Consider the following 20,045-nt stretch of genomic DNA (forward strand, 5'->3'; position numbering starts at 1 on the left):
GGGCGCTCGGGCCCGTGGCCCGAGAGGGGGCTGCCCGGCGGGGGCGGACCGCGGGGGAGGCGGGCCCACGAGAGTGGGACTGACGCCCTAGGGTGGGACGACACGACCTATGGAGGACAACCGTGCTGGAAGACGCCCCGGCGTACCCCGTCGGCCTGCGGCTGCAGGGCCGCCGCGTGGTCGTGATCGGCGGCGGCCAGGTCGCCCAGCGGCGCCTGCCCGCCCTCGTCTCCGCCGGCGCGGACCTCGTCCTCGTCTCACCGAGCGCCACCCCCTCCGTCGAGGCCATGGCCACCGCCGGTGAACTCCGCTGGGAGCGGCGGGCCTACCGGGACGGCGACCTGCACGGCGCCTGGTACGCGCTGATCGCCACCACCGACCCGGCCGCGAACGCCGCCGCCTCCGCCGAGGCCGAGGCCCGCCGCGTGTGGTGCGTCCGCAGCGACGACGCCGGGGCGGCCACCGCCTGGACCCCGGCCACCGGCCGTACCGAGGGCGTGACCGTGGCGGTGCTGACCGGCCGCGACCCCCGCCGCTCGGCCGCCGTGCGGGACGCGGTGGTCGCGGGGTTGCGCGACGGCAGCCTCGTCGCCCCGCAGCACCGCGCGCGCACCGCGGGCGTCGCCCTGGTCGGCGGCGGTCCAGGCGACCCCGACCTGATCACCGTCCGCGGCCGCCGCCTGCTCGCCGAGGCCGACGTGGTGATCGCCGACCGGCTCGGTCCGCGGGACCTGCTGGACGAACTGCCGCCGCACGTCGAGGTGATCGACGCGGCGAAGATCCCGTACGGCCGGGCGATGGCGCAGGAGGCGATCAACGCGGCGCTCATCGAGCACGCGAAGGCCGGCAAGGCCGTCGTGCGGCTCAAGGGCGGCGACCCCTACGTGTTCGGACGGGGCATGGAGGAGGCCGAGGCGCTCGCCGCGGAGGGCATCCCCGTGACCGTGGTGCCCGGCATCTCCAGTTCGATCAGCGTCCCCGGCGCGGCCGGGATCCCGGTCACGCACCGCGGCGTCGCGCACGAGTTCACCGTCGTCAGCGGGCACGTCGCGCCCGACGACCCGCGCTCGCTGGTCGACTGGGCCGCGCTGGCGCGGCTGCGCGGCACCCTGGTGCTGCTGATGGCCGTCGAGCGGATCGGCGCGATCGCGGACACCCTCGTCGCCGAGGGGCGGGCCGCCGACACCCCGGTCGCGGTGATCCAGGAGGGCACCACCGCGGCCCAGCGCCGGGTGGACGCCACCCTGGCCACGATCGCCCGCACGGTCGCCGACCAGGACATCCGTCCGCCGGCCGTCGTCGTCGTGGGCGACGTCGTGAACGTCGGCACCCGGGGCTGACCCGCGATGGCCGAACCCGTCACCGTCGACGACCCCGCGGACCCCCGGCTCGCCGACTACACCTCCCTCACCGACGTCGAGCTGCGGCGACGCCGGGAGCCCGCCGAGGGCCTGTTCATCGCGGAGGGCGAGAAGGTCATCCGGCGTGCCCTGGCCGCCGGTTACCGCATGCGGTCCCTGCTGCTGTCCGAGAAGTGGACCGAGGCGCTGGGTGACGTGATCGCCGCGACCGACGCGCCCGTGCACCTGGTGGAGCCCGCGGTCGCCGAACAGGTCACCGGCTACCACGTGCACCGCGGCGCGCTCGCCTCGATGGAGCGGCGGCCCCTGCCCGCGCCGGCCGAACTCCTCGCCGGCGCACGGCGGGTGGCGGTCATGGAGGCGGTCAACGACCACACCAACATCGGTGCGATCTTCCGCAGCGCCGCCGCCCTCGGCATGGACGCCGTGCTGCTCTCCCCGGACTGCGCCGACCCGCTGTACCGGCGTTCGGTCAAGGTCTCGATGGGCGCGGTGTTCTCGGTGCCGTACGCCCGGCTGGAGCGGTGGCCGCACGACCTGGACGGCGTGGTGCGCGCGGCCGGGTTCCACGTCCTGGCGCTGACCCCGGCCGAGGACGCCGTGGACCTCACCGCTCTCACCCCGCCCGACCGGCTCGCTCTGCTGCTCGGGGCGGAGGGCCCGGGGCTGACCCAGCGCGCCCAGCGGGCGGCGGACACCCGGGTGCGCATCCCGATGTCGCACGACGTCGACTCGCTGAACGTGGGCGCCGCCGCGGCGGTCGCCTTCTACGCGGTCTCCCACCCGGTCAGCGGACGGGCTCCGATCCCGGAGTGACCAGGCCCGTCTCGTAGGCCACCACGACCGCCTGGGCGCGGTCGCGCAGCCGCAACTTGTTCAGGATGCGGGCGACATGGGTCTTCACGGTGGCCTCGCTGAGCTGGAACCGGCCGGCGAGTTCGGCGTTGTTCAGGCCGGTGGCCAGGAGTTGCAGCACCTCCAGTTCGCGCGGGGTGAGCGCGGCCAGGTCGCGGTGCAGGGTGGTGGCGCCGGCGTCGCGGACGGCGAACCGCTCCACCAGCCGCCGGGTGATCGCCGGCGCCAGCAGGGCGTCGCCGGCCCGCACCATGCGCACCGCGGCCACCAGGTACTCCGGCGTGACGTCCTTGAGCAGGAAGCCGCTCGCGCCGGCCGCCAGCGCCGCGTACACGTACTGGTCCAGATCGAAGGTGGTGAGGATGACGACGCGCGGCTCGCCCGGAGCGCCGGCCAGGATCCGCCGGGTGGCCTCCAGGCCGTCGAGTCCCGGCATCCGGATGTCCATCAGCACCACGTCGGGCCGGCAGCGGCGGACCGCCTCCACGGCCTGTTCGCCGTCGGCGGCCTCGGCCACCACCTCGATGCCGTCGGCCGCCAGGATCATCCGGAACCCGGTCCGCACCAGCGCCTGGTCGTCCGCGATCACCACACGGAGCCCCGCTGTGTCCTCCGGCGCGTCCCCCGGCACGTTGATCGGAACGTTCCCCGGCACGTCGAGCGGCCTGTCCTTCGCGTTCACACGCCCCCCACCGGGATCACGGCCCGGACCCGGTAGCCGCCGCTGATCCTGCGGCCCGCCTCGAGGGTCCCACCATAGACGGCCAGGCGTTCCCGCAGCCCGATCAGGCCGCGGGCGTTGCCGGTGGCCGCGGCCGGCGAACTCGCGCCGCCGGTGTCGGCCACCTCGATCCGCAGTTCCTCGGGCGAATGCCGCACGGTGATCGTCACGGACGCGCCCACCGCGTGCTTGACGGTGTTGGTGAGCGCCTCCTGCACCACCCGGTACGCCGCCAGGTCGACGCCCGGCGGCAGCACGCCCGGGGTTCCCGACACCACCAGGTCGACCGGCACGCCGGTCTCGCGGATCCGCCCGGCCAGCACCTCCAATTGGTCCAGGCCCGGCTGCGGGGCCAGGTCCACCTCGTCCGTCATGGTCAACAGGCCCATCACGTGCCGGAGTTCGGACAGTGCCGCGCGCCCGCCCGCCTCCACCGCGAGCAGCGCCTCCCGCGCCTGCTCCGGCGAGCCGTCCATGACCTTGCGGGCCGCGCCCGCCTGGACGGTCATCATGCTGACGTTGTGGGTGACCACGTCGTGCAACTCCCGTGCGATCCGCGCCCGTTCCTCCTCCACCGCCCGCCGTGTCGCGGCTCGCTGCTCGGTCTCCAGCGCCGCGAACCGCTGCCGCCAGGTGTGCAGGGTGTTCGCGGCCAGACCCAGCGGGATCAGCATCAGGAACGGCACGAAGCCGGGGGTGAAGTCCGGGACCGTCCGCTTGTAGAAGCCCAGCACGACCACGGTGGCGGCGCCCAGGCACCACGTCAGGGCCCGCCGGTTGCGGCTGTACATCGCCGCGCTGTAGGCGGCGATCAGACAGGACCCGAAGGTGAAGAACGCCGTGTCGTTGATCTGCGTCCCCGGCACCTCACCCAGGTGGTAGGCGAGGGTCGCGCCCACCACCAGGCACAGCGCGGTCAGCGGCAGCCGCCGCCGCACCACCAGCGGCGCGGCCGTCAGGGCCGCCAGCACCAGCAGCCACCACGGGGGCGAGATCGCGTGGGCGTCGAAGAGCGGGCCGGCGGCGACCGGGACGTGCCGCGGTGGTGGCACCGCCGGGGGACGGGGCGGCAGGGGTACCCCCGCACCCGGCCTGAACGGCGGCACGAACCCCACCAGTGCCTCGCCCTTGCCCGCCGCGAACACCGTGCCGGCGGCGAGGAACACCGCGAGCACCGCGTCCGCGGTCCACGCCCATCGCGTCGGACGCTGCGGCACGCCCACCGGCATGCGCAGCACGTCACGGAACGCGCGTATCCGCGCGACCACGTCCTCCCTGTTCACCGCGCCAGTGTGCCAAGGCGACGGGCGCGGCCACATCCCACCGGCGAAGGTTCCGCCGGAACCGGCCTACACCGGCCGCGTACATCCGCGGGATGACGCCCCGCGCGATCCGCCCGGCACGGTACGGCCGTTCGTCACGCCGGGCGACGCGCCGGCCCCGCCGTGTTCCCTAGCTTCGGCGTGTACCGAGACGACCGCACAGGAGGACCGCGTGACCGCGCCGATCATCGAGATCCGGGACGTGAGCAAGAGATACGACGACGGGCCTCCCGCACTGGCCGGGCTGTCGCTGACGGTCGCCGCGGGCGAGGCGCTGGCCGTCCTCGGTCCGTCGGGCAGCGGCAAGTCCACGCTGCTCAACATGATCGCCGGGCTCGACCGGCCGACCGGGGGCGGCGTCACCGTCGCCGGAGTGCGGGTCGACGAGCTGACCGAGACCGCGTCCGCCCGGTTCCGCCGCGAACGGATCGGCATGGTCTTCCAGTTCTTCAACCTGCTGGACGACCTGACCGTGCTGGACAACGTGCTGCTCCCGGCCCAGCTCCTCGGCACCGGCCGGGCGGCGGCCCGCGACCGCGCCGTCGAACTGCTCGACAACCTCGGCATCGACCGCCACGCCCGCGCCTACCCCGGGCGGCTGTCGGGCGGCGAGCGCCAGCGCGTCGCAGTCGCCCGCGCCCTGATGAACCGGCCCGCGCTGCTGCTGGCCGACGAGCCGACCGGCGCCCTGGACACGGCGTCCGGCGCCGAGGTCAGGGAACTGCTGGCCGAACTCAACGACGACGGCCAGACGATCCTGCTCGTCACCCACGATCTGGCACTCGCGGAGTCCTGCGCGACCCGCACCATCGAACTCGTCGACGGCCGCCTCGCGCGCGACGAGCGGGCGGCGACCCGATGAGCGCGCTGGGCCGGGTGGTGCGCGCCGGCGTCGGGCGGCGCCGCGTGCAGAGCCTGGTGATGGCGCTGACCACGATGACGGCGGTGACCGCCTCCGTGATGGCGGCGGCTCTCGTCGTCGCGTCGCAGCAGCCCTTCGACCACTCCTTCGCGCGGCAGCGCGGCGCCCACCTGACGGCGGTGTTCGACGGCGGCCGGGCGACCGCCGCCCAGGTCGCCGCGACCGCCCACGCCCACGGCGTCACGGCCACCGCGGGCCCGTTCCCGCTGGTGTCGGTGGGTGTCCGGCCCCAGCCCCCCGCGGGAATGCCCGCGCCGCCGGTCGACCCCGTGCTGACCGTCGCCGGCCGCACGGCCCTCGGCGGCGCCGTCGACTCCCTCACCCTCACCTCCGGTCACTGGCTCACCGGCGCGGGACAGATCGTCGTCGCCGACGGCTGGGGCCCGCCGGACCTGCTCGGCCACCAGGTGCACGTGCCCGGCGTACCCGGGAACCCTGCGCTCACGGTGGTCGGCACCGCCCGCTCGGTCACCTCGACCGCCGACGCCTGGGTGCTGCCCGGTCAGATCGCCGCGCTCACCCGGCCCGGCACCACCCCCGAGCAGCAGATGCTCTACCGGTTCGCGGCGGCCGGCAGCACGGCGGCGATGGACGCGGACCGCGCCGCCGTCACCGCCGCGGCCCCCGCGGGCTCCGTCGACGGCAGCCAGTCCTACCTCGTCGTCCGGGCCACCGCCAACCGCCAGACGGCCACGTTCGTGCCGTTCGTCGCCGCCCTCGGGCTGCTCGGACTGGTCATGTCGGTGCTCATCATCGGCATCGTCGTCAGCGGGGCGGTCAGCGCCGGCACCCGGCGCATCGGCGTCCTCAAGTCACTGGGCTTCACACCGTTCCAGGTCGCCCGCGCCTACGTCGGCCAGGCGCTGATCCCCGCCGCGGCCGGCACGGTCCTGGGCGTGGTGCTCGGCAACCTCGGCGCGGTGCCGCTGCTGTCGCAGGCCGAAGGGGCGTACCACACAGGCACGTTGACGGTCGCCGGGTGGATCGACGTGGCCGTGCCGGCCGCCGTGCTCGCCCTCGTCGTGGTCAGCGCGCTGGCCCCGGCCCTGCGCGCGGGCCGGCTGCGCACGGTCGAGGCCCTGGCCATCGGCCGCACTCCGCAGGTCGGCCGGGGGCGGTGGGCCGCCCGCCTCGCGGGCAGGCTGCCGCTGCCAAGGGCGTTCAGCCTGGGGCTGGCCGGTCCCTTCGCCCGGCCGGGACGCTCCGCCACGATCGCCGCGGCGATCGTCTTCGGCGCCGTCGGCGTCACGTTCGCCTACGGCCTGGGGGCGTCCCTCAACGGCGTGCAGCGCGGTATCAACCTCGACTCGCCGGGCCAGGTCACCGTCGATCCGTTCCCGCGGCAGATCGCGGCGCCCGGCAGCGGACCCGCCGGCCCGCCGCGGGAGGCCGACCCCGCAGCCGTCGCCCGGGTCATCGCCGCACAGCCCGGCACCCGGGCCTCCTTCTCCAGCGTCTTCACCGAGGTGCACTTCCTGGGAGTGTCCGACGCCGTGACCGCCGTGGCCTACCAGGGCGACTCGTCGTGGGGCGCCTACCAGATGGTGTCCGGGCGCTGGTTCGACCGGGCCGGTGAGATCGTGGTCGGCCACCGCTTCCTGCAGGCCACCGGTACCCGCGTCGGCGACTGGACGACGCTGGAGGGCGACGGGCGCAGCACCCGGGCGCGGATCGTCGGCGAGGCCATGACCACCGGCGACGGCGGCATGCGCGTGCTCACCGACGCCGGCACCCTCGAACGCGCCGGCATCACCGAGCACAGCGCCACGTTCAGCATCGCGCTCAGGCCCGGAACCGATCGGGACCGCTACGTCGCCGCGCTCGACACCGCGCTCGGCCCGCTCGGCGCGAGCGCGCAGGCCCGGAACGGCGAGATCAGCGCGACCGTCGTCGCCATCGACGCCATCACCGCCATCCTCACCCTCATGCTGGTCCTGGTGGCCGGCCTCGGCGTCCTCAACACCGTCGTCCTCGACACCCGCGAACGCGTCCACGACCTCGGCGTGCTCAAGGCCCTCGGGATGGCGCCGCGGCAGACGGTGGGGATGGTGATCACCTCGGTGGCCGGGATCGGCGCGGTCGGCGGACTGGCCGGCGTGCCGCTGGGGATCGCCCTCCACGACCTGGTCGTACCGCGGATGGGGGAGGCCGCGGGCACCCGGATCCCGCCGGTCGACATGGCGGTCTACCACGCGCCGCAACTCGTCCCGCTGGCCCTCGGCGGCCTGCTGATCGCCGTCCTCGGCGCCCTGCTCCCGGCCACCTGGGCCGCCAGGACCCGCACCGCGACGGCACTGCGCACGGAGTGACCCGCGGGCGGCGGGCCGCCACCGCACGGAAGGCCCGTGCGGCGGCGTCCCGGCCGGTCAGCCCACGGCCGGGAGGCCGACCAGGGCGCCGAGGGCCGCGCGGTGGCGGCCCGGGGTGCCCAGGGCGATCTCGTCGGCCTTGGCACGCTTCAGATACAGGTGGAGCGGGTGCTCCCACGTCATGCCGATGCCGCCGTGGAGCTGGACGCCCTCCTCGGCCGCGTGCACCGCGACGCCGCTGACGTACGCCTGCGCCACCCGCACCTCGACACCCGCGTCCCGGCCGTCCCCGGCCAGCGCGTCGGCCGCCGCCCGCGCGGCCGCCCGGGCCGACACGACCTCCAGCCACAGATCGGCCAGCCGGTGCTTGAGGGACTGGAAACCGCCGACCACCCGGCCGAACTGGTGCCGCTGCCCGAGATAGCGGACCGTCTCGTCCAGGCACCACTGGGCGACGCCGAGCTGTTCGGAGGCCAGCAGGCCCGCGCCGGTCAGCAGCGCCGCGTCGAGCGCCGCCGCCGCGTCGCCCGCTGGCAGCAGGCGCGCCGGGGCGGCCGCCAGCCGCACGTCGGACAGCGGCCGGGTCAGGTCCAGGGACACGAACGGCTCGACCGCCGCGTCCGCGGCGGCCACCGCGTAGAGGCCCGACCCGTGCGGACCGGTCGCCGGCACCACCAGGACCCCGGCCGCGGCCGCGTCCGCCACGGCGGTGACCACGCCGGTCAGCCGGCCGTCGGCGTCCGCCCGCACGGCGGCCGGGAACGGGGCGCCGGGCGCGGACGCCAGTGAGACGGCGAGGGCGGCCGTCTCCGTGCCCGCCGCGAGCCGGCCCAGCAGGTCGGCCACGGCGGGCTCGCCCGTCGCGCAGCCGAGCAGGGCGGTGGTGGCCAGCACCGCGCTGCCCAGGAACGGCACCGGCGCCACCGCGCCACCCAACTCCTCCATCACCACGGCCACTTCGCGTGCCGTCGCGCCCTGGCCGCCCAGCTTCTCCGGCACCAGCAGTCCGGCCACGCCCAGATCGGCGGCCAGCACCCGCCACAGCCCGCGGTCGTACGGCTCGCCGCCCTCGACCCGGGCCGGCACCGCGCCCGGCGGGCAGTGGTCGGCCAGCACGTCGCGGACCGCGGCCCGCAGGTCGTCCTCCACCTCGGAGTACAGCAGGTTCATCGGGGCAGGTCCTTCCAGGCGACGTCCTTGTCGGTACGGGGTTCCGAGGGGAGCCCGAGCACCCGCTCGGCGATGATGTTGCGCAGGATCTCCGAGGTGCCGCCCTCGATGGAGTTGCCCTTGGCCCGCAGATAGCGGTAGCCCGCGTCCCGGCCGTAGAAGTCGACCTTCTCCGGGCGGACCATCGTCCAGTCCCCGTACCGCAGGCCGTCCTCGCCCAGCAGCTCCACCTCGAAGCCGCTCACCCGCTGGTTGAGCCGGGCGAAGGCGAGCTTCAGGCCGCTGCCCTCGGGACCGGGGGCGCCGGCGGCCATCTGCTGCCGCACCCGCTCGGCGCCGAGCCGGGTCACCTCCGCCTCCACCCACAGCCCCAGCAGGCGGTCGTGGAGTTCGGCCGTCCGCAGCTCGGGACGCTCCCGCCAGGTCTTCGCGACCGGGGCGATCATGCCGCCCTCGCGGGGCAGCGCCAGCCCGCCGATCGCCACCCGCTCGTTCATCAGCGTGGCCTGGGCGACCCGCCAGCCGTCACCGACCGCGCCCAGCCGGTGCGCGTCCGGGATCCGCACGCCGGTCAGGAACACCTCGTTGAACTCGGCCTCGCCGGTGATCTGCCGCAGCGGCCGCACCTCGACGCCGGGGTCCGTCATGTCGCACACGAAGTACGTGATGCCCTGGTGCTTGGGGACGTCCGGGTCGGTGCGGGCGATGAGGATGGCCCACCGCGCGTTGTGGGCGCTGGACGTCCAGACCTTCTGGCCGTCCACCACCCAGTCGTCGCCGTCGCGCACGGCCCGGGTGCGCAGACCGGCCAGGTCGGAGCCCGCGCCCGGCTCGCTGAAGAGCTGGCACCACACCTCCTCACCGGTCCACAGCGGCCGCAGGAAGCGCTCCTTCTGCTCGGCGGTGCCGTAGCGGAGGATCGTGGGCGCGGCCATGCCGAGGCCGATGCCGATGCGGCGCGGGTCGTTGTCGGGCGCGCCCGCCGCGGCCAGTTCGGCGTCCACCACGGCCTGCAGGGCCCGTGGCGCGCCGAGGCCGCCGAGGCCCTCCGGGAAGTGGACCCAGGCCAGCCCCGCGTCGAACCTCGCGCGGAGGAAGTCCAGGGGGGTGGGGCGGGGCTCTTCCAGAAGCGTGCGGGTTCTGCTGCGCAGGTCTTCCGGGGTGGGCGTGGGGTGCTCCGCCATGCGCCGCGTCCTTCCGTTTCTCAGGGGGCCTAAGCAAGCGCTTGTTAACGTACTCGACGTACCCTCTTTCCCGCCACCCGCCGGCTTCCAGCCCGGTAGACCTCCGGCTTCCAGCCCGGTAGAGCGGTACGGTTTCGGGCTGCCCCCGCGGCTTTGCTTCCCGCCCTCCGCCCGATGGTGGGCTGCCCGCGCCTCTTTCGGCTTCCGGGCTGCCCCGGGCCCGCCGTCGCCGTCCACCGGTTCCCCGTGGCCTGTCGCGCAGTTCCCCGCGCCCCTTCGGGGCTCGCCCTGCCCCTTGCGGTGCTGTGCCGTCTGCCGACCGGCCGTGGCCTGTCGCGCAGTTCCTCGCGCCCCTGTTATCGCTTGCCGTTCGTTCGTCTGTTGGGGGCAGTCCGGAAGCGTCTCCTCGGACTGTGCATGACGGGTTCTTCCGCCTGTTGACGCGGGCGGATGCACATTCCTGCGGGGAGCGCTTCCTCCCCACCCCCTGGCAGTGAAAGTGGCCGCAGGGGGTGTTACCGGGGCACCCCTGTTCTGCCCAGGCGGCTCCATGGGCTGCCAAGGGGGTGGGGAGGAAGCGCTCCCCGCAAGGACTTGTGCACCCCCCCGCCCAGCCGGACAAAAGAACGGTCACGCACAAGTCCGAGGAGACGCTTCCGGACTGCCCCCAACGAGTGGACGAACGGCACGTGAAACAGGGGCGCGAGGTCCCCCAGACTTCGTCCGGGAGGTGCCCCAGCGCGACAAGCCCACCACCGGGCGGAGACTCGGCAACGCACCGCAAGGGGCAGGACGTGCGGACGTGCCCCGGCAGGGGCGCGAGGTCGCCCAGGCTCCGCCCGGGAGGCGCCCCCAGGGCGACGAGCCACAGCCCAGCGGCAGGCGAAAACGCACCGCAAGGGGCAGGACGTGCGGACGTGCCCCGGCAGGGGCACGAGGTCGCTCAGGCTTCGCCCGGGAGGCGCCCCCAGGGCGAGCAACCCACCACCGGCGGACAGCCGGCAACGCACACGCAAGGGGCAGGACAAGGTCCCGAAAGGGGCCCGGCCGGAGGTCGGGAGGGGGAGGCAGGGCGTGCCCGAGGGATTTGGAGGGGGAACCCCGCGGGAGGCGTCAGAAGTGGTGGCACCCCTGAAGCGCCGCGATACACACCGCCGCCAGCACCGTGACCGTCACGAAGACGAACAACCGCTGCCGCATGAGCCGACTGCGATGACCGACGGCCCGCGGCACAGGCGTGCGGGTCCCCCCGGACGGCCCCCGCCCCGCGGGAGTGCGCTGGGCCGGCGTACGGACAGGAGTGCGCCCACCCTGCCGCGGCACAGGGGTGCGCGCACCCGCCCGCCCCGCCGTGGAGGACGGCCCGGGCGCCACCCCCCGCTCCGTCCGCTGCCGCGCGTACTCGTCCGCCCGGCGCCCCACCGGCCGCTCCGGCCGCGGCCCGGCCGCCTTCGGGATGCCCTCCCGCCGCGGCGCGGCGATACCGCGCGCCTCGCGGGCCGCGATCTCGGCCAGCCGCTCGGAGAGTTGCACGGTGCTGGGCCGCTCCCCGGGATCCTTGGCGAGACACGCGTAGACCAGCGGCGCGAGCGCGTCGGGGACGCCGGCCAGGTCCGGCTCCTCGTGCACGACCCGGTACAGCATGACCTCGGAACTGCCCTGCCCGAAGGGGGAGTCGGCGGTCGCGGCATACGCCAGCGTGGCGCCGAACGCGAAGACGTCCGTCGCCGGGGTGACCGCCGCCCCCCGTACCTGCTCGGGCGCCAGGAACCCGGGGGAACCCACGGCCGTCCCCACGTGCGTGAGCGTGCTCGCCCCCGTCGCCCAGGCGATGCCGAAGTCGATGATGCGCGGGCCCTTGGGGGAGAGCAGGATGTTCGACGGCTTCAGGTCCCGGTGCACGACACCGGCCTCGTGGACCGCCACCAGGCCCTCCGCCAGCGCCGCGCCGATGGAGGCGACCTCGGCGGCCGGCAGCACGCCGTTCTCGGCGACCTTGTCGTGGAGCGAAGGACCGGGCACGTACTGGGTGGCGAACCAGGGCCGCTCGGCCTCCAGGTCGGCGGCCACCAGGCGGGCCGTGCAGCCGCCGCGGATCCGCCGGGCCGCCGACACCTCGCGCGCGAACCGCGACCTGAACTCCTGGTCCTCGGCCAGCTCCGGCCTGATCACCTTGAGCGCCACGCGCTGCCCGCGCTTGTCCGCCCCCAGGTAGACCACGCCCATGCCGCCCGCGCCCAGCCGCCGGTGCAGCCGGAACGCGCCGACGACCCGCGGATCCTCGCGCCGGAGCCGCATCATCGCCATGTTCTGTCCGTCCCCTGCCTCCGGTTGGTGGGGAGGCCCCACTCCGCTGTCTGGCCGGTGCGGCCGCCCACAGCTTACGGACTCACCTCGCTCCGCGCGGTGAAGCCCCGCAGGCGACGGGCCGTGAATTGTCAGTGCCGGGTGGGAATCTGGACTGTGGGAGCGGGCCCGCGGCCTGCGGACCGGCTCCCGCCGACGCGCCAACGGACCGTCTGCCGAGGGGGAGTGACGCCGTGAAAGGTGACCGGGTCGAGATCGTGGTGGACGCGGGGGACACCACACGCACGTACGAGGTGATAGCCACCCGCGCCGGCCGCCGGGTGGAGACGGCGGTGCGGCGCGGAGTGGTGGAGGTGAGCGAGGTCACCCGCAGCGGCACGGTGGTGCGCACCGCCCGCTTCATGGCGAACCGGGTGCTGGCCCTGGTGGAGCAGCCCGTGCCGCGGGACGACGACTCCGCGGCCTGAGCCGGGTGGACTCAGGGATCACCCTGGGGACCTAGGACCCTTCCTCCACCCAGGGGAGTATCCGGGGTGTCCTTCGTCATCCTCCGGGAGGCCGGTAAAGCCGTACGAGGGGCTGACGACCGGGGCTCCCGCGGCACCTAATGTTGAGGTCAAGCGGCGGGCGAAGCACTCGTCCCCCGAGGTCAAGCGTCCGCCGCTCCTCAGACGTCGTCCGTGGCCGGCCTGATGGGGCAGCGACATTCGCCCCAGGCCCGGAAGAGCGGTCCGGGCCGGGGACACACCGGCATCACCCCGTGGGGACGGGGGTACGGCGGACGACTGCGGTTGCCCGGGTATCTGCTGATACCCGGGCATTACGCTTGCCCCGGCGCGACCGGTCCCCTCAGCGGCACGGCCCGCCTCGCGCACCGTCCGGCGGGCCACCGGGCGGCGACCGGAACCGACGCGAGCCCCGCGGCCGGGGGCGGGGGAGCGCACGTGCCACCAGCAGACCCGACCGCCCCCACTCCCCGCACCGGTGCCACCGCCCGCCCAGGTCCCGCTCCTCGCACCGCCGAGCCCCGGCCCGCTCCCGCGGCGCCCCCCGGCGTCCGTGCTGTCCACCCCCAGGCCCCCGGCGCGCCGGCCGCCCAGGCCACCCCGTCCGTGGACCTGGCGGCCCGCGCGGCGGCCGGCGGCCTCGTCCGGGGCCTGGCCGACATCGCGGCGGCCGCCGGGACGGAGCACGCCACCGGAGCGGGACACCAGGACGAGGGCGCCCACACCGTGCTGGCCGAGCGCCGCGACGGCACGGTCGTACGGGTCGGCGGCGCGGTCGCCAAGGCGCACCCCGTGGACAGCGTGCCGGCCGACCTGGCGGTGCGGCTGGCGGTGGCCGGGCACCCGCGGCTGCGCGGCATCGTGCTGGCCCCGCACGCCACCGGCGCGGAGGTCGGCGGCCGGGCGGTCAGCGTGTGGCCGTACGGGGAGCCGGTGGACCGGCGGCAGGCGCAGGCCGCGCCGTGGGAGGACGCCGCGGTCCTGCTCGCCCGGCTGCACGCCGTTCCCCTCACCGAACTGGGCGCGCCCCCGCCCGAGATGCGCGGCCCGGCCAAGGCGGCGCGGGCCATGGCCCGGCTCGGCGCGCTGCCCGACTCCGCCGACACCCGGACCGTGCGGGCCGCCTGGCGCCGGCTGCCGGCCTGGGCCCGGGGCGAGCAGCCCTACCGCGGCCAGCGCGCGCTGTGCCACGGCGACTGGCATCTCGGCCAGCTCGTCCGTCACCCTCCGCCGGACGGCCCCTGGCTGCTGATCGACATCGACGACCTGGGCGCGGGCGATCCGGCGTGGGACCTGGCCCGGCCGGCCATGTGGTTCGCTGCGGGCCTGCTGCCGGGCGAGGCGTGGGCGCGGTTCCTCGCCGCGTACCGTGCCGCCGGCGGCATCGCGGTGCCGCCGGATGGCGACCCGTGGCCGCAACTCGACGTGCCCGCAAGGGCGCTGGCGGTGCAGACCGCCGCGATCGCGCTGGCCAAGGCGGCCCGTGACGGCCGCGCCCTCGATCCCGCGGAGACCGAACTCCTTGGCGTCTGCCGCCGGATCGCCCAACTAGAGTGAGCGCACCCTTGTCCGCAGGAGGAGTTGATCCCGACCATGGTGTGCCCCAAGTGCCACGGCCACATGCAGACCTACAACCGCAACGGCGTCCAGATCGAGCAGTGCGGCAACTGCCGGGGCATCTTCCTCGACTACGGGGAGCTGGAGGCGCTGACCCAGCTCGAGGGTTCCTGGCACCAGCCGGGACCGCCGCCGCAGCCCTATCCGCAGGCGTACCCGCAGGCCCCCGGCTACCCGCAGCCGGCCGCCCCCGTCTGGGGCGCCCCGCACCACGGTGGTCACGGGCACGGCGGCCACGGCGAGTACGGTCATGGCCACGGCGGGCAGCACGGCTTCGTGCACATGCTGTTCTCCTCGTGACCCCGGGCCGCCCGGTCACGGCTTCGCGCCCCGACCGGGCGGCCGCCCGTCGCGGCAGGTGCGCGCACAACGGCGGAGGGCCGGAAGCTGATCGCTTCCGGCCCTCCGCCGATCTTCGTGTGGACGATACTGGGATTGAACCAGTGACCTCTTCCGTGTCAGGGAAGCGCTCTCCCGCTGAGCTAATCGTCCGGGATGCGTGTGACGCGTGCGCGATACTGGGATTGAACCAGTGACCTCTTCCGTGTCAGGGAAGCGCTCTCCCGCTGAGCTAATCGCGCGGGATTCCAGCAAGGACCCCCGGAGAAGGTCTCCGCAGGTCCCGTGGACGATACTGGGATTGAACCAGTGACCTCTTCCGTGTCAGGGAAGCGCTCTCCCGCTGAGCTAATCGTCCTTGGAGGTGGAGACGGGATTTGAACCCGTGTAGACGGCTTTGCAGGCCGTTGCCTCGCCTCTCGGCCACTCCACCACACAGCGGGGGTCCCGGGAGGATCCCCCACGTCGAGCGGACGACGAGATTCGAACTCGCGACCCTCACCTTGGCAAGGTGATGCTCTACCAACTGAGCCACGTCCGCACGTTGCCTCGGAACGGGTTCCTCGGCGACGGGTTGAACTCTAGCGGATTCCCGGGCCAGCTCAAAAACCGGTTTCCGCAGCGTGCCGGGGCAATGACAAGCGGTTGACGGTCGTTGTGCCTGCTGACCGGCGTCCACCGGCCCCGATTAGACTCGGCCCCGGCACTCTTTCGTCCACCAGGGAAGCCCCGTGCGCGACCTCGCCCCCATGGCCCGGTTCGGCGGCCTCGTCGCCTCCGACCTGCGGGATGTCACCGATGATCTCGGTGCGCTCGACTCGTCCGGCTTCTGGGCGGTCGCCGCCGACTTCGACGGCCGCACGGTCTGCGCCCGCTTCGGCGACGTGCGCGAGGCCCCCGACGACGCCGCCGACCGGGCCCGCGGCTGGCGCGGCCCGCGCGCGGACGCGTGGACGACGTCGATGGACCGCGAGGCCTACGAGGCCGGTGTCCGCTCGGTGCGGGCCCGGATCGCCACCGGCGAGGTCTACCAGGTCAATCTCTGCCGGGTGCTGAGCGCACCGCTCCCGTCGGGGGAGGAGCCCGACATCGACGCGCTGACCGGAGTGCTGGCCGCCCGCAACCCGGGCGCCTACGCAGGAACGATCCGGCTGCCCGCGCACGGCGTCGAGATCGCCACCGCGTCGCCGGAGCTGTTCCTGCACCGCGACGGCACGACCGTCGAGTCCGGCCCGATCAAGGGCACCGCCGTGGACGCCGGCTCCCTCCTGGACAAGGACTACGCCGAGAACGTCATGATCGTCGACCTGGTCCGCAACGACCTCGGCCGCGTCTGCGCCACCGGCAGCGTCACCGTCCCCGCGCTGTGCGCGGTCGAGCCCTACCCGGGGCTGGTCCACCTGGTCTCCGCCGTGCGCGGCGAGCTGCGCGACGGCGCCGGCTGGCCCGAGCTGTTCGCCGCGTCCTTCCCGCCCGGCTCGGTCAGCGGCGCGCCCAAGTCGAGCGCCCTGCGGGTCATCCGGGAGCTGGAGACGGCGCCGCGCGGCCCGTACTGCGGGGCGATCGGCTGGGTGGACGCGGACCGGCGCAGGGCCGAACTGGCTGTCGGCATCCGCACGTTCTGGATCGACCGGACGGCTCCGGGCGGCCCGGTGCTGCGGTTCGGCAGCGGCGCGGGCATCACCTGGGGCTCCGACCCGTCCGGCGAGTGGGCGGAGACCGAGCTGAAGGCCGGCCGGCTGCTGGCGGTAGCGTCGGAAGAGGACCGGGGAACGCCCGCGGACACACGGGCCGGCATGGCGCACCGCGCGCCGGAAGGAGCCGTGGCCGACGGTCAGGGACGGGACCCCGAGCCGGTACCGGGAGCGCGCCCGGACCGCGCAGACGCGTCCGGGCCTCCGCCCGGGCACAGCACGAGCGGAAGGATGCTGCGGTGAGGATCTGGGTGGACGGCGGACTGCGGGACACCGCGGACGCCATGGTGTCGGTGTTCGACCACGGGCTGACCGTCGGGGACGGCGTCTTCGAGACGCTCAAGGCGGTGGACGGCACCGCGTTCGCCACCACGCGTCACCTGCGGCGCCTGGCCCGCTCGGCGCGCGGGCTCGGCCTGCCGGAGCCGGACCTCGACGAGGTCGCCGCCGCCTGCGCGGCGGTGCTGGCGGCCAACCCCGTCCCCTTCGGCCGGCTGCGGATCACCTACACCGGCGGGGTCTCCCCGCTCGGCTCCGACCGCGGCGACGCCGGTCCGACGCTGGTCGTCGCGCTCGCCGCGTCCACGCCGCGCGCCGACACCACCGCGGTGGTCACCGTGCCCTGGACCCGGAACGAGAAGGGCGCGCTCGCCGGTCTGAAGACCACCTCGTACGGCGAGAACGTGGTCGCGCTCGCCCGCGCCCACGAGCACGGCGCCTCCGAGGCGCTGCTGGCCAACACCGAGGGCCGGCTGTGCGAGGGCACCGGCTCCAACGTGTTCGTGGTGGTCGGCGGCCGGCTGCTCACGCCGCCGCTGGAGTCCGGCTGCCTGGCCGGCATCACCCGGGCACTCGTCGTCGACTGGGCGGGCGCCGAGGAGGCCGACCTGCCCTTCGAGGCGCTCGCCGAGGCCGACGAGGTCTTCCTGACCTCCAGCCTCCGCGACGTGCAGGCCGTGCACCGCGTCGACGACCGTGAACTCCCGGGCGCCCCGGGCCCGGTGACCGCCAAGGCCATGCGGGTGTTCGCCGAGCGGGCCGCCGAGCAGATCGATCCCTGACGGCGGTGAGCCGGGCCCTCCCGGCGGGGTAGAACGGCTCTCGACGACCGCCGCGACTTCCCCGGAGCGTGACCCATGACGACGACCCTGCGGCCCGCCGGGGAGGAGCGGCGCGGCCCGGACGGCTTCCGCGCGCGCAATTACACGGTGTGCGTCAACAGCCGCCCGGTCGGCAGCGTCGAGCTGAGCTGCGGCGAGGCCTTCGGGCCGGCGGTCGGCACGATCGCGGCGCTGACGATCGACGCGCCGGACCGGCGGCGCGGGCGCGGCGCGGTGGCCGCCCTCGCGGGCGAGGAGGTGCTGCGCTCATGGGGCTGCCGGGTGGTGAAGATCGCGGTGCCCGTCGAGGCCGAGTACGCCCTCCGGCTCGCCTCCGCGCTGTGCTACGCCGAACGCAGCCGGCACCTGCGCAAGGAGCTCGGGGCCGAGCGGGAACTGCCGCCGGGCAGTTCGGTGCGGGCGCTGGGCGCGGCCGGCTACGAGCCGTGGCTGGACCGCGTGCGGCGGGACGCCGCGGACAGCGTGACCGGCCTCGGCTTCTCCCGGGAGGCGGCCGAGGCGTGGGCGCGGGACGGGGCGCGGCTGCTGCCGTACGACGCCGCGGGCACGGTGCCGGAGGGCGTCGCGCTGCTCGGCGTCACCCACGGCGGCGAGGACGTCGCCGCGATGTGGCTGCGGACGGCCGAGCCGGCGTGGGTCTACGCGGTCGAGGTCGCCGAGGAGCACCGCGGCCGCGGTCACGGCCGGACGGCCATGCTGGCGGCGGAGAACGCGGCGGGGGTCGCGGGGGCGCGGACGATCGGCCTCAACGTCTTCACCGGCAACGCCCCGGCCGAGGCGCTCTACGCTTCGCTGGGGTATCGGACGGTGGTGCGTCACTTCACGAAGCCACTGGTGTAGTGGCCTGCTCCGCGATCCGCGCCCGTGCGGGCGGCTCCTCCCTCGGGCGGGGGCCGTTCTACCCCTTGCGGTGCGTTGCCGGGTCCCCGTGCGGGGTGGCTGGTCGCGCTCCTACGGGGCTTCGGTGGTGATGAGGGGGTCGAGGAGGGACTGGAGGCGGGGGAGGACGCCCTCCTGGGACTTGGAGGCGTCGATCAGCTCGCCGCCGACCACATAGGTGGGCGTGCCCTTGACGCCGATCGCCCGGCCCTCGGCCTGGTCGGAGTCGACCAGCAGCAGGTGGCGGCCGTCGATCAGCGCCGTGTCCACCTCGTCGGCGTCCAGGCCCAGCTCCCGGGCCACGTCCACCAGCGCCTCCTCGCCCCGCCGGTCCAGTTCCTCCACCCGCGCCAGCACCGCCTCCGCGTAGGGCCACGCGGCACCCTGCGCGAAGGCCTCCTCGTACGCCTGCGCCGCGGCCAGCGCGTGCTTGTGCTTCTCCAGCGGGAAGTGCCGCAACTGGATCACGAGCGCGTCGCCGTATCGCTCACGCAGGGCCGCCAGGTCGTCCAGGGCGGTCCGGCAGTCGGGGCACTGCAGCTCGCACCAGACGTCGAGGACGACGGGCGAGGCAGCGGAGGCGGGGGAGGGGTGCGTCATGCGGCCCAGTCTCCCACTCACGGAGGAGGCCACCCCGCACCCACGGAGGAGGCACCCCCGAGATCCCCCTGAAGCCGTCGCCGGGCCGTGGCCGCCGGGGCGGTGCACGGGGCACGATGGAGGGACGCGATACCGCGGGGTGCCCCGGCAGGGGTGCCCCGCGGCCGGACGAGAGACCGCGGGGAGCCGCAGGATGCTGACCACCGCCCTTTGCGTCGCCCTGACCGTCGCGGGTCTGGCCGTCGCCGCGCAGACGGCCCACCGGCGCCGTTTCCCGCGGGCCACCAGGATCGCCGCCCTGTCGCTGCTCCCAGTCGGCCTGGCGATGGCCGGGCTGATCACGCTGGGGCGCCGGATCGGCACGGCTGTCGCGGACTGGGCCGCCGACCTGGTCTTCAAGCCCACGGTGTGGGTCGGCTTCGGCGTGATCGTCTGCTCGGTGCTGCTGTACGGCACCACCCGGCTGTTCTCCGGCCGCGGCGGCGGGGAGGAGACGGCGGGAGGCGCCGGTGCCGGTGGCGGGCCGGCTGCGGTCCCGGCGGCCGGCGCCGGCGCGGGCACCGCCGCGATCACTCAGGGCCGCGGCCAGGGCGGCAGGCGCAAGAGCGGCGACAGCGGCCTGTCGGAGTTCGCGGACGTCGAGGAGATCCTCAAGCGCCGCGGCATCTGATCCGACGATCCGACCGTCGAAGGCCGCCGGGCGCCATCCGGACAACCCACGCACACTAGTTGGGACGGGACGTCTCAGCAGGCGGATTCCGCGATCCGAGACGCAGGTAAACGGCCTTGCAAACTCTGCGTGTTGGGGCCCCCGCGATCTTGTGCTGCGCGATCATCGGGCTGTGCTGACCTCCCCCGGGGACCGCATCGCCCCACCGCGCCCCGAGCGCGCCGATGCGTCCCCCCACCGGGCCCCTGCCGCCACTCGTCCCGCGCCCGAACCCGCTCCTCCCGAAGCCGCGCCCGAGCCGGCCGCGAGCGCCGCGGCCGGCGAACCGAAGGGCTGCCTGTACGCGCTGTCGCAGCCGCCGCTGATGCTGTTCCTGTGCGTGATCGGCGGTCTCATCGGGGCGGGTGCGGCCTGGGACCTGCTCTTCGTGTGAGGGCGGCCCGGGCGGCGGGCCGCCGGAGCCCCGTC

The 20,045-nt window shown here is 75.0% G+C and carries 18 protein-coding genes and 5 tRNA genes; 12 read left to right on the top strand and 11 right to left on the bottom strand.

Going from position 1 to position 20,045, the window contains the following annotated elements; all coding sequences use genetic code 11:
* The first annotated feature begins 125 nt into the window (after positions 1–125).
* Together cobA and K7862_RS19630 are read left to right on the top strand one after the other, a co-directional pair.
* Positions 126–1,340, top strand: a complete 1,215-nt coding sequence (gene cobA, locus K7862_RS19625) for a uroporphyrinogen-III C-methyltransferase (RefSeq protein WP_222964421.1) — start codon at positions 126–128, stop codon at positions 1,338–1,340.
* A gap of 6 nt (positions 1,341–1,346) precedes the next feature.
* Complete coding sequence (locus K7862_RS19630) at positions 1,347–2,177, top strand: TrmH family RNA methyltransferase (protein ID WP_222964269.1); 831 nt, start codon at positions 1,347–1,349, stop codon at positions 2,175–2,177.
* On the opposite strand, the gene K7862_RS19635 is transcribed toward K7862_RS19630, so the two are convergent.
* Both K7862_RS19635 and K7862_RS19640 read right to left on the bottom strand, forming a co-directional pair.
* Positions 2,149–2,847 carry a response regulator gene (locus K7862_RS19635; RefSeq protein WP_308012081.1) on the bottom strand — a complete coding sequence of 233 codons (699 nt, stop codon included), beginning with the start codon at positions 2,845–2,847 and terminating at the stop codon, positions 2,149–2,151. The genes K7862_RS19630 and K7862_RS19635 overlap by 29 nt on opposite strands.
* Before the next feature lie 47 nt (positions 2,848–2,894).
* Positions 2,895–4,166 carry a sensor histidine kinase gene (locus tag K7862_RS19640; protein ID WP_262413467.1) on the bottom strand — a complete coding sequence of 424 codons (1,272 nt, stop codon included), beginning with the start codon at positions 4,164–4,166 and terminating at the stop codon, positions 2,895–2,897.
* Positions 4,167–4,431: 265 nt separating this feature from the next.
* Between K7862_RS19640 and K7862_RS19645 the strand changes: the two genes are divergently transcribed.
* Both K7862_RS19645 and K7862_RS19650 read left to right on the top strand, forming a co-directional pair.
* Positions 4,432–5,121, top strand: coding sequence for an ABC transporter ATP-binding protein (locus K7862_RS19645; protein WP_308012076.1), 690 nt, complete (start codon positions 4,432–4,434; stop codon positions 5,119–5,121).
* Complete coding sequence (locus K7862_RS19650) at positions 5,118–7,490, top strand: ABC transporter permease (RefSeq protein WP_222964275.1); 2,373 nt, start codon at positions 5,118–5,120, stop codon at positions 7,488–7,490. Before K7862_RS19645 ends, K7862_RS19650 begins: the two co-directional genes overlap by 4 nt.
* A 57-nt stretch (positions 7,491–7,547) precedes the next feature.
* On the opposite strand, the gene K7862_RS19655 is transcribed toward K7862_RS19650, so the two are convergent.
* The 3 genes from K7862_RS19655 to K7862_RS19665 form a co-directional block, all read right to left on the bottom strand.
* The gene (locus K7862_RS19655; RefSeq protein WP_222964277.1) at positions 7,548–8,660 is read right to left on the bottom strand and encodes an acyl-CoA dehydrogenase family protein; all 1,113 of its coding nucleotides are present in this window, start codon (positions 8,658–8,660) and stop codon (positions 7,548–7,550) included.
* Positions 8,657–9,844: an acyl-CoA dehydrogenase family protein gene (locus K7862_RS19660; protein WP_222964279.1), complete on the bottom strand. Its 1,188-nt coding sequence runs from the start codon at positions 9,842–9,844 to the stop codon at positions 8,657–8,659. The genes K7862_RS19655 and K7862_RS19660 overlap by 4 nt, the downstream gene beginning before the upstream one ends.
* A gap of 1,113 nt (positions 9,845–10,957) precedes the next feature.
* A complete protein-coding gene (locus K7862_RS19665) occupies positions 10,958–12,151 on the bottom strand; it encodes a serine/threonine-protein kinase (protein ID WP_222964281.1) in 1,194 nt (397 codons plus the stop codon).
* A gap of 233 nt (positions 12,152–12,384) precedes the next feature.
* Between K7862_RS19665 and K7862_RS19670 the strand changes: the two genes are divergently transcribed.
* From K7862_RS19670 to K7862_RS19680, 3 genes are all read left to right on the top strand, one after another.
* Complete coding sequence (locus tag K7862_RS19670) at positions 12,385–12,618, top strand: DUF8836 family protein (protein ID WP_222964283.1); 234 nt, start codon at positions 12,385–12,387, stop codon at positions 12,616–12,618.
* A 690-nt stretch (positions 12,619–13,308) separates the two neighbouring features.
* Positions 13,309–14,214: a phosphotransferase family protein gene (locus K7862_RS19675; protein WP_262413469.1), complete on the top strand. Its 906-nt coding sequence runs from the start codon at positions 13,309–13,311 to the stop codon at positions 14,212–14,214.
* Positions 14,215–14,250: 36 nt separating this feature from the next.
* Positions 14,251–14,574, top strand: coding sequence for a TFIIB-type zinc ribbon-containing protein (locus K7862_RS19680; RefSeq protein ID WP_222964287.1), 324 nt, complete (start codon positions 14,251–14,253; stop codon positions 14,572–14,574).
* A gap of 120 nt (positions 14,575–14,694) precedes the next feature.
* Here K7862_RS19680 and K7862_RS19685 read toward each other — a convergent pair.
* The 5 genes from K7862_RS19685 to K7862_RS19705 form a co-directional block, all read right to left on the bottom strand.
* A tRNA-Val gene (locus tag K7862_RS19685) sits at positions 14,695–14,766 on the bottom strand.
* Positions 14,767–14,783: 17 nt separating this feature from the next.
* Positions 14,784–14,855 (bottom strand) — tRNA-Val (locus K7862_RS19690).
* Between the two features lie 44 nt (positions 14,856–14,899).
* Positions 14,900–14,971 (bottom strand) — tRNA-Val (locus tag K7862_RS19695).
* Between the two features lies 1 nt (position 14,972).
* Positions 14,973–15,046, bottom strand: a tRNA-Cys gene (locus K7862_RS19700).
* 35 nt (positions 15,047–15,081) lie between these two features.
* Positions 15,082–15,154 (bottom strand) — tRNA-Gly (locus K7862_RS19705).
* A 190-nt stretch (positions 15,155–15,344) separates the two neighbouring features.
* Here K7862_RS19705 and K7862_RS19710 point away from each other — a divergent pair.
* From K7862_RS19710 to K7862_RS19720, 3 genes are all read left to right on the top strand, one after another.
* Entirely contained in the window at positions 15,345–16,550 is a 1,206-nt protein-coding gene (locus K7862_RS19710) for a chorismate-binding protein (RefSeq protein ID WP_222964289.1), read from the top strand.
* A complete protein-coding gene (locus K7862_RS19715) occupies positions 16,547–17,368 on the top strand; it encodes an aminotransferase class IV (protein WP_222964291.1) in 822 nt (273 codons plus the stop codon). The genes K7862_RS19710 and K7862_RS19715 overlap by 4 nt, the downstream gene beginning before the upstream one ends.
* A gap of 75 nt (positions 17,369–17,443) precedes the next feature.
* Entirely contained in the window at positions 17,444–18,268 is an 825-nt protein-coding gene (locus tag K7862_RS19720; RefSeq protein ID WP_222964293.1) for a GNAT family N-acetyltransferase, read from the top strand.
* 111 nt (positions 18,269–18,379) lie between these two features.
* Here K7862_RS19720 and K7862_RS19725 read toward each other — a convergent pair whose 3' ends face one another.
* Positions 18,380–18,907 (bottom strand): DsbA family protein, encoded by a 528-nt coding sequence (locus K7862_RS19725; protein ID WP_222964296.1) that lies wholly within the window; start codon positions 18,905–18,907, stop codon positions 18,380–18,382.
* 193 nt (positions 18,908–19,100) lie between these two features.
* On the opposite strand from K7862_RS19725, the gene K7862_RS19730 reads away from it, so the two are divergent.
* Positions 19,101–19,577 (top strand): hypothetical protein, encoded by a 477-nt coding sequence (locus tag K7862_RS19730; protein ID WP_222964298.1) that lies wholly within the window; start codon positions 19,101–19,103, stop codon positions 19,575–19,577.
* A gap of 172 nt (positions 19,578–19,749) precedes the next feature.
* Positions 19,750–20,010: a hypothetical protein gene (locus K7862_RS19735; protein ID WP_222964429.1), complete on the top strand. Its 261-nt coding sequence runs from the start codon at positions 19,750–19,752 to the stop codon at positions 20,008–20,010.
* Positions 20,011–20,045 lie beyond the last annotated feature (35 nt).

It is taken from the genome of Actinacidiphila acidipaludis, from assembly GCF_019890725.1.
Lineage (GTDB): Bacteria > Actinomycetota > Actinomycetes > Streptomycetales > Streptomycetaceae > Actinacidiphila > Actinacidiphila acidipaludis.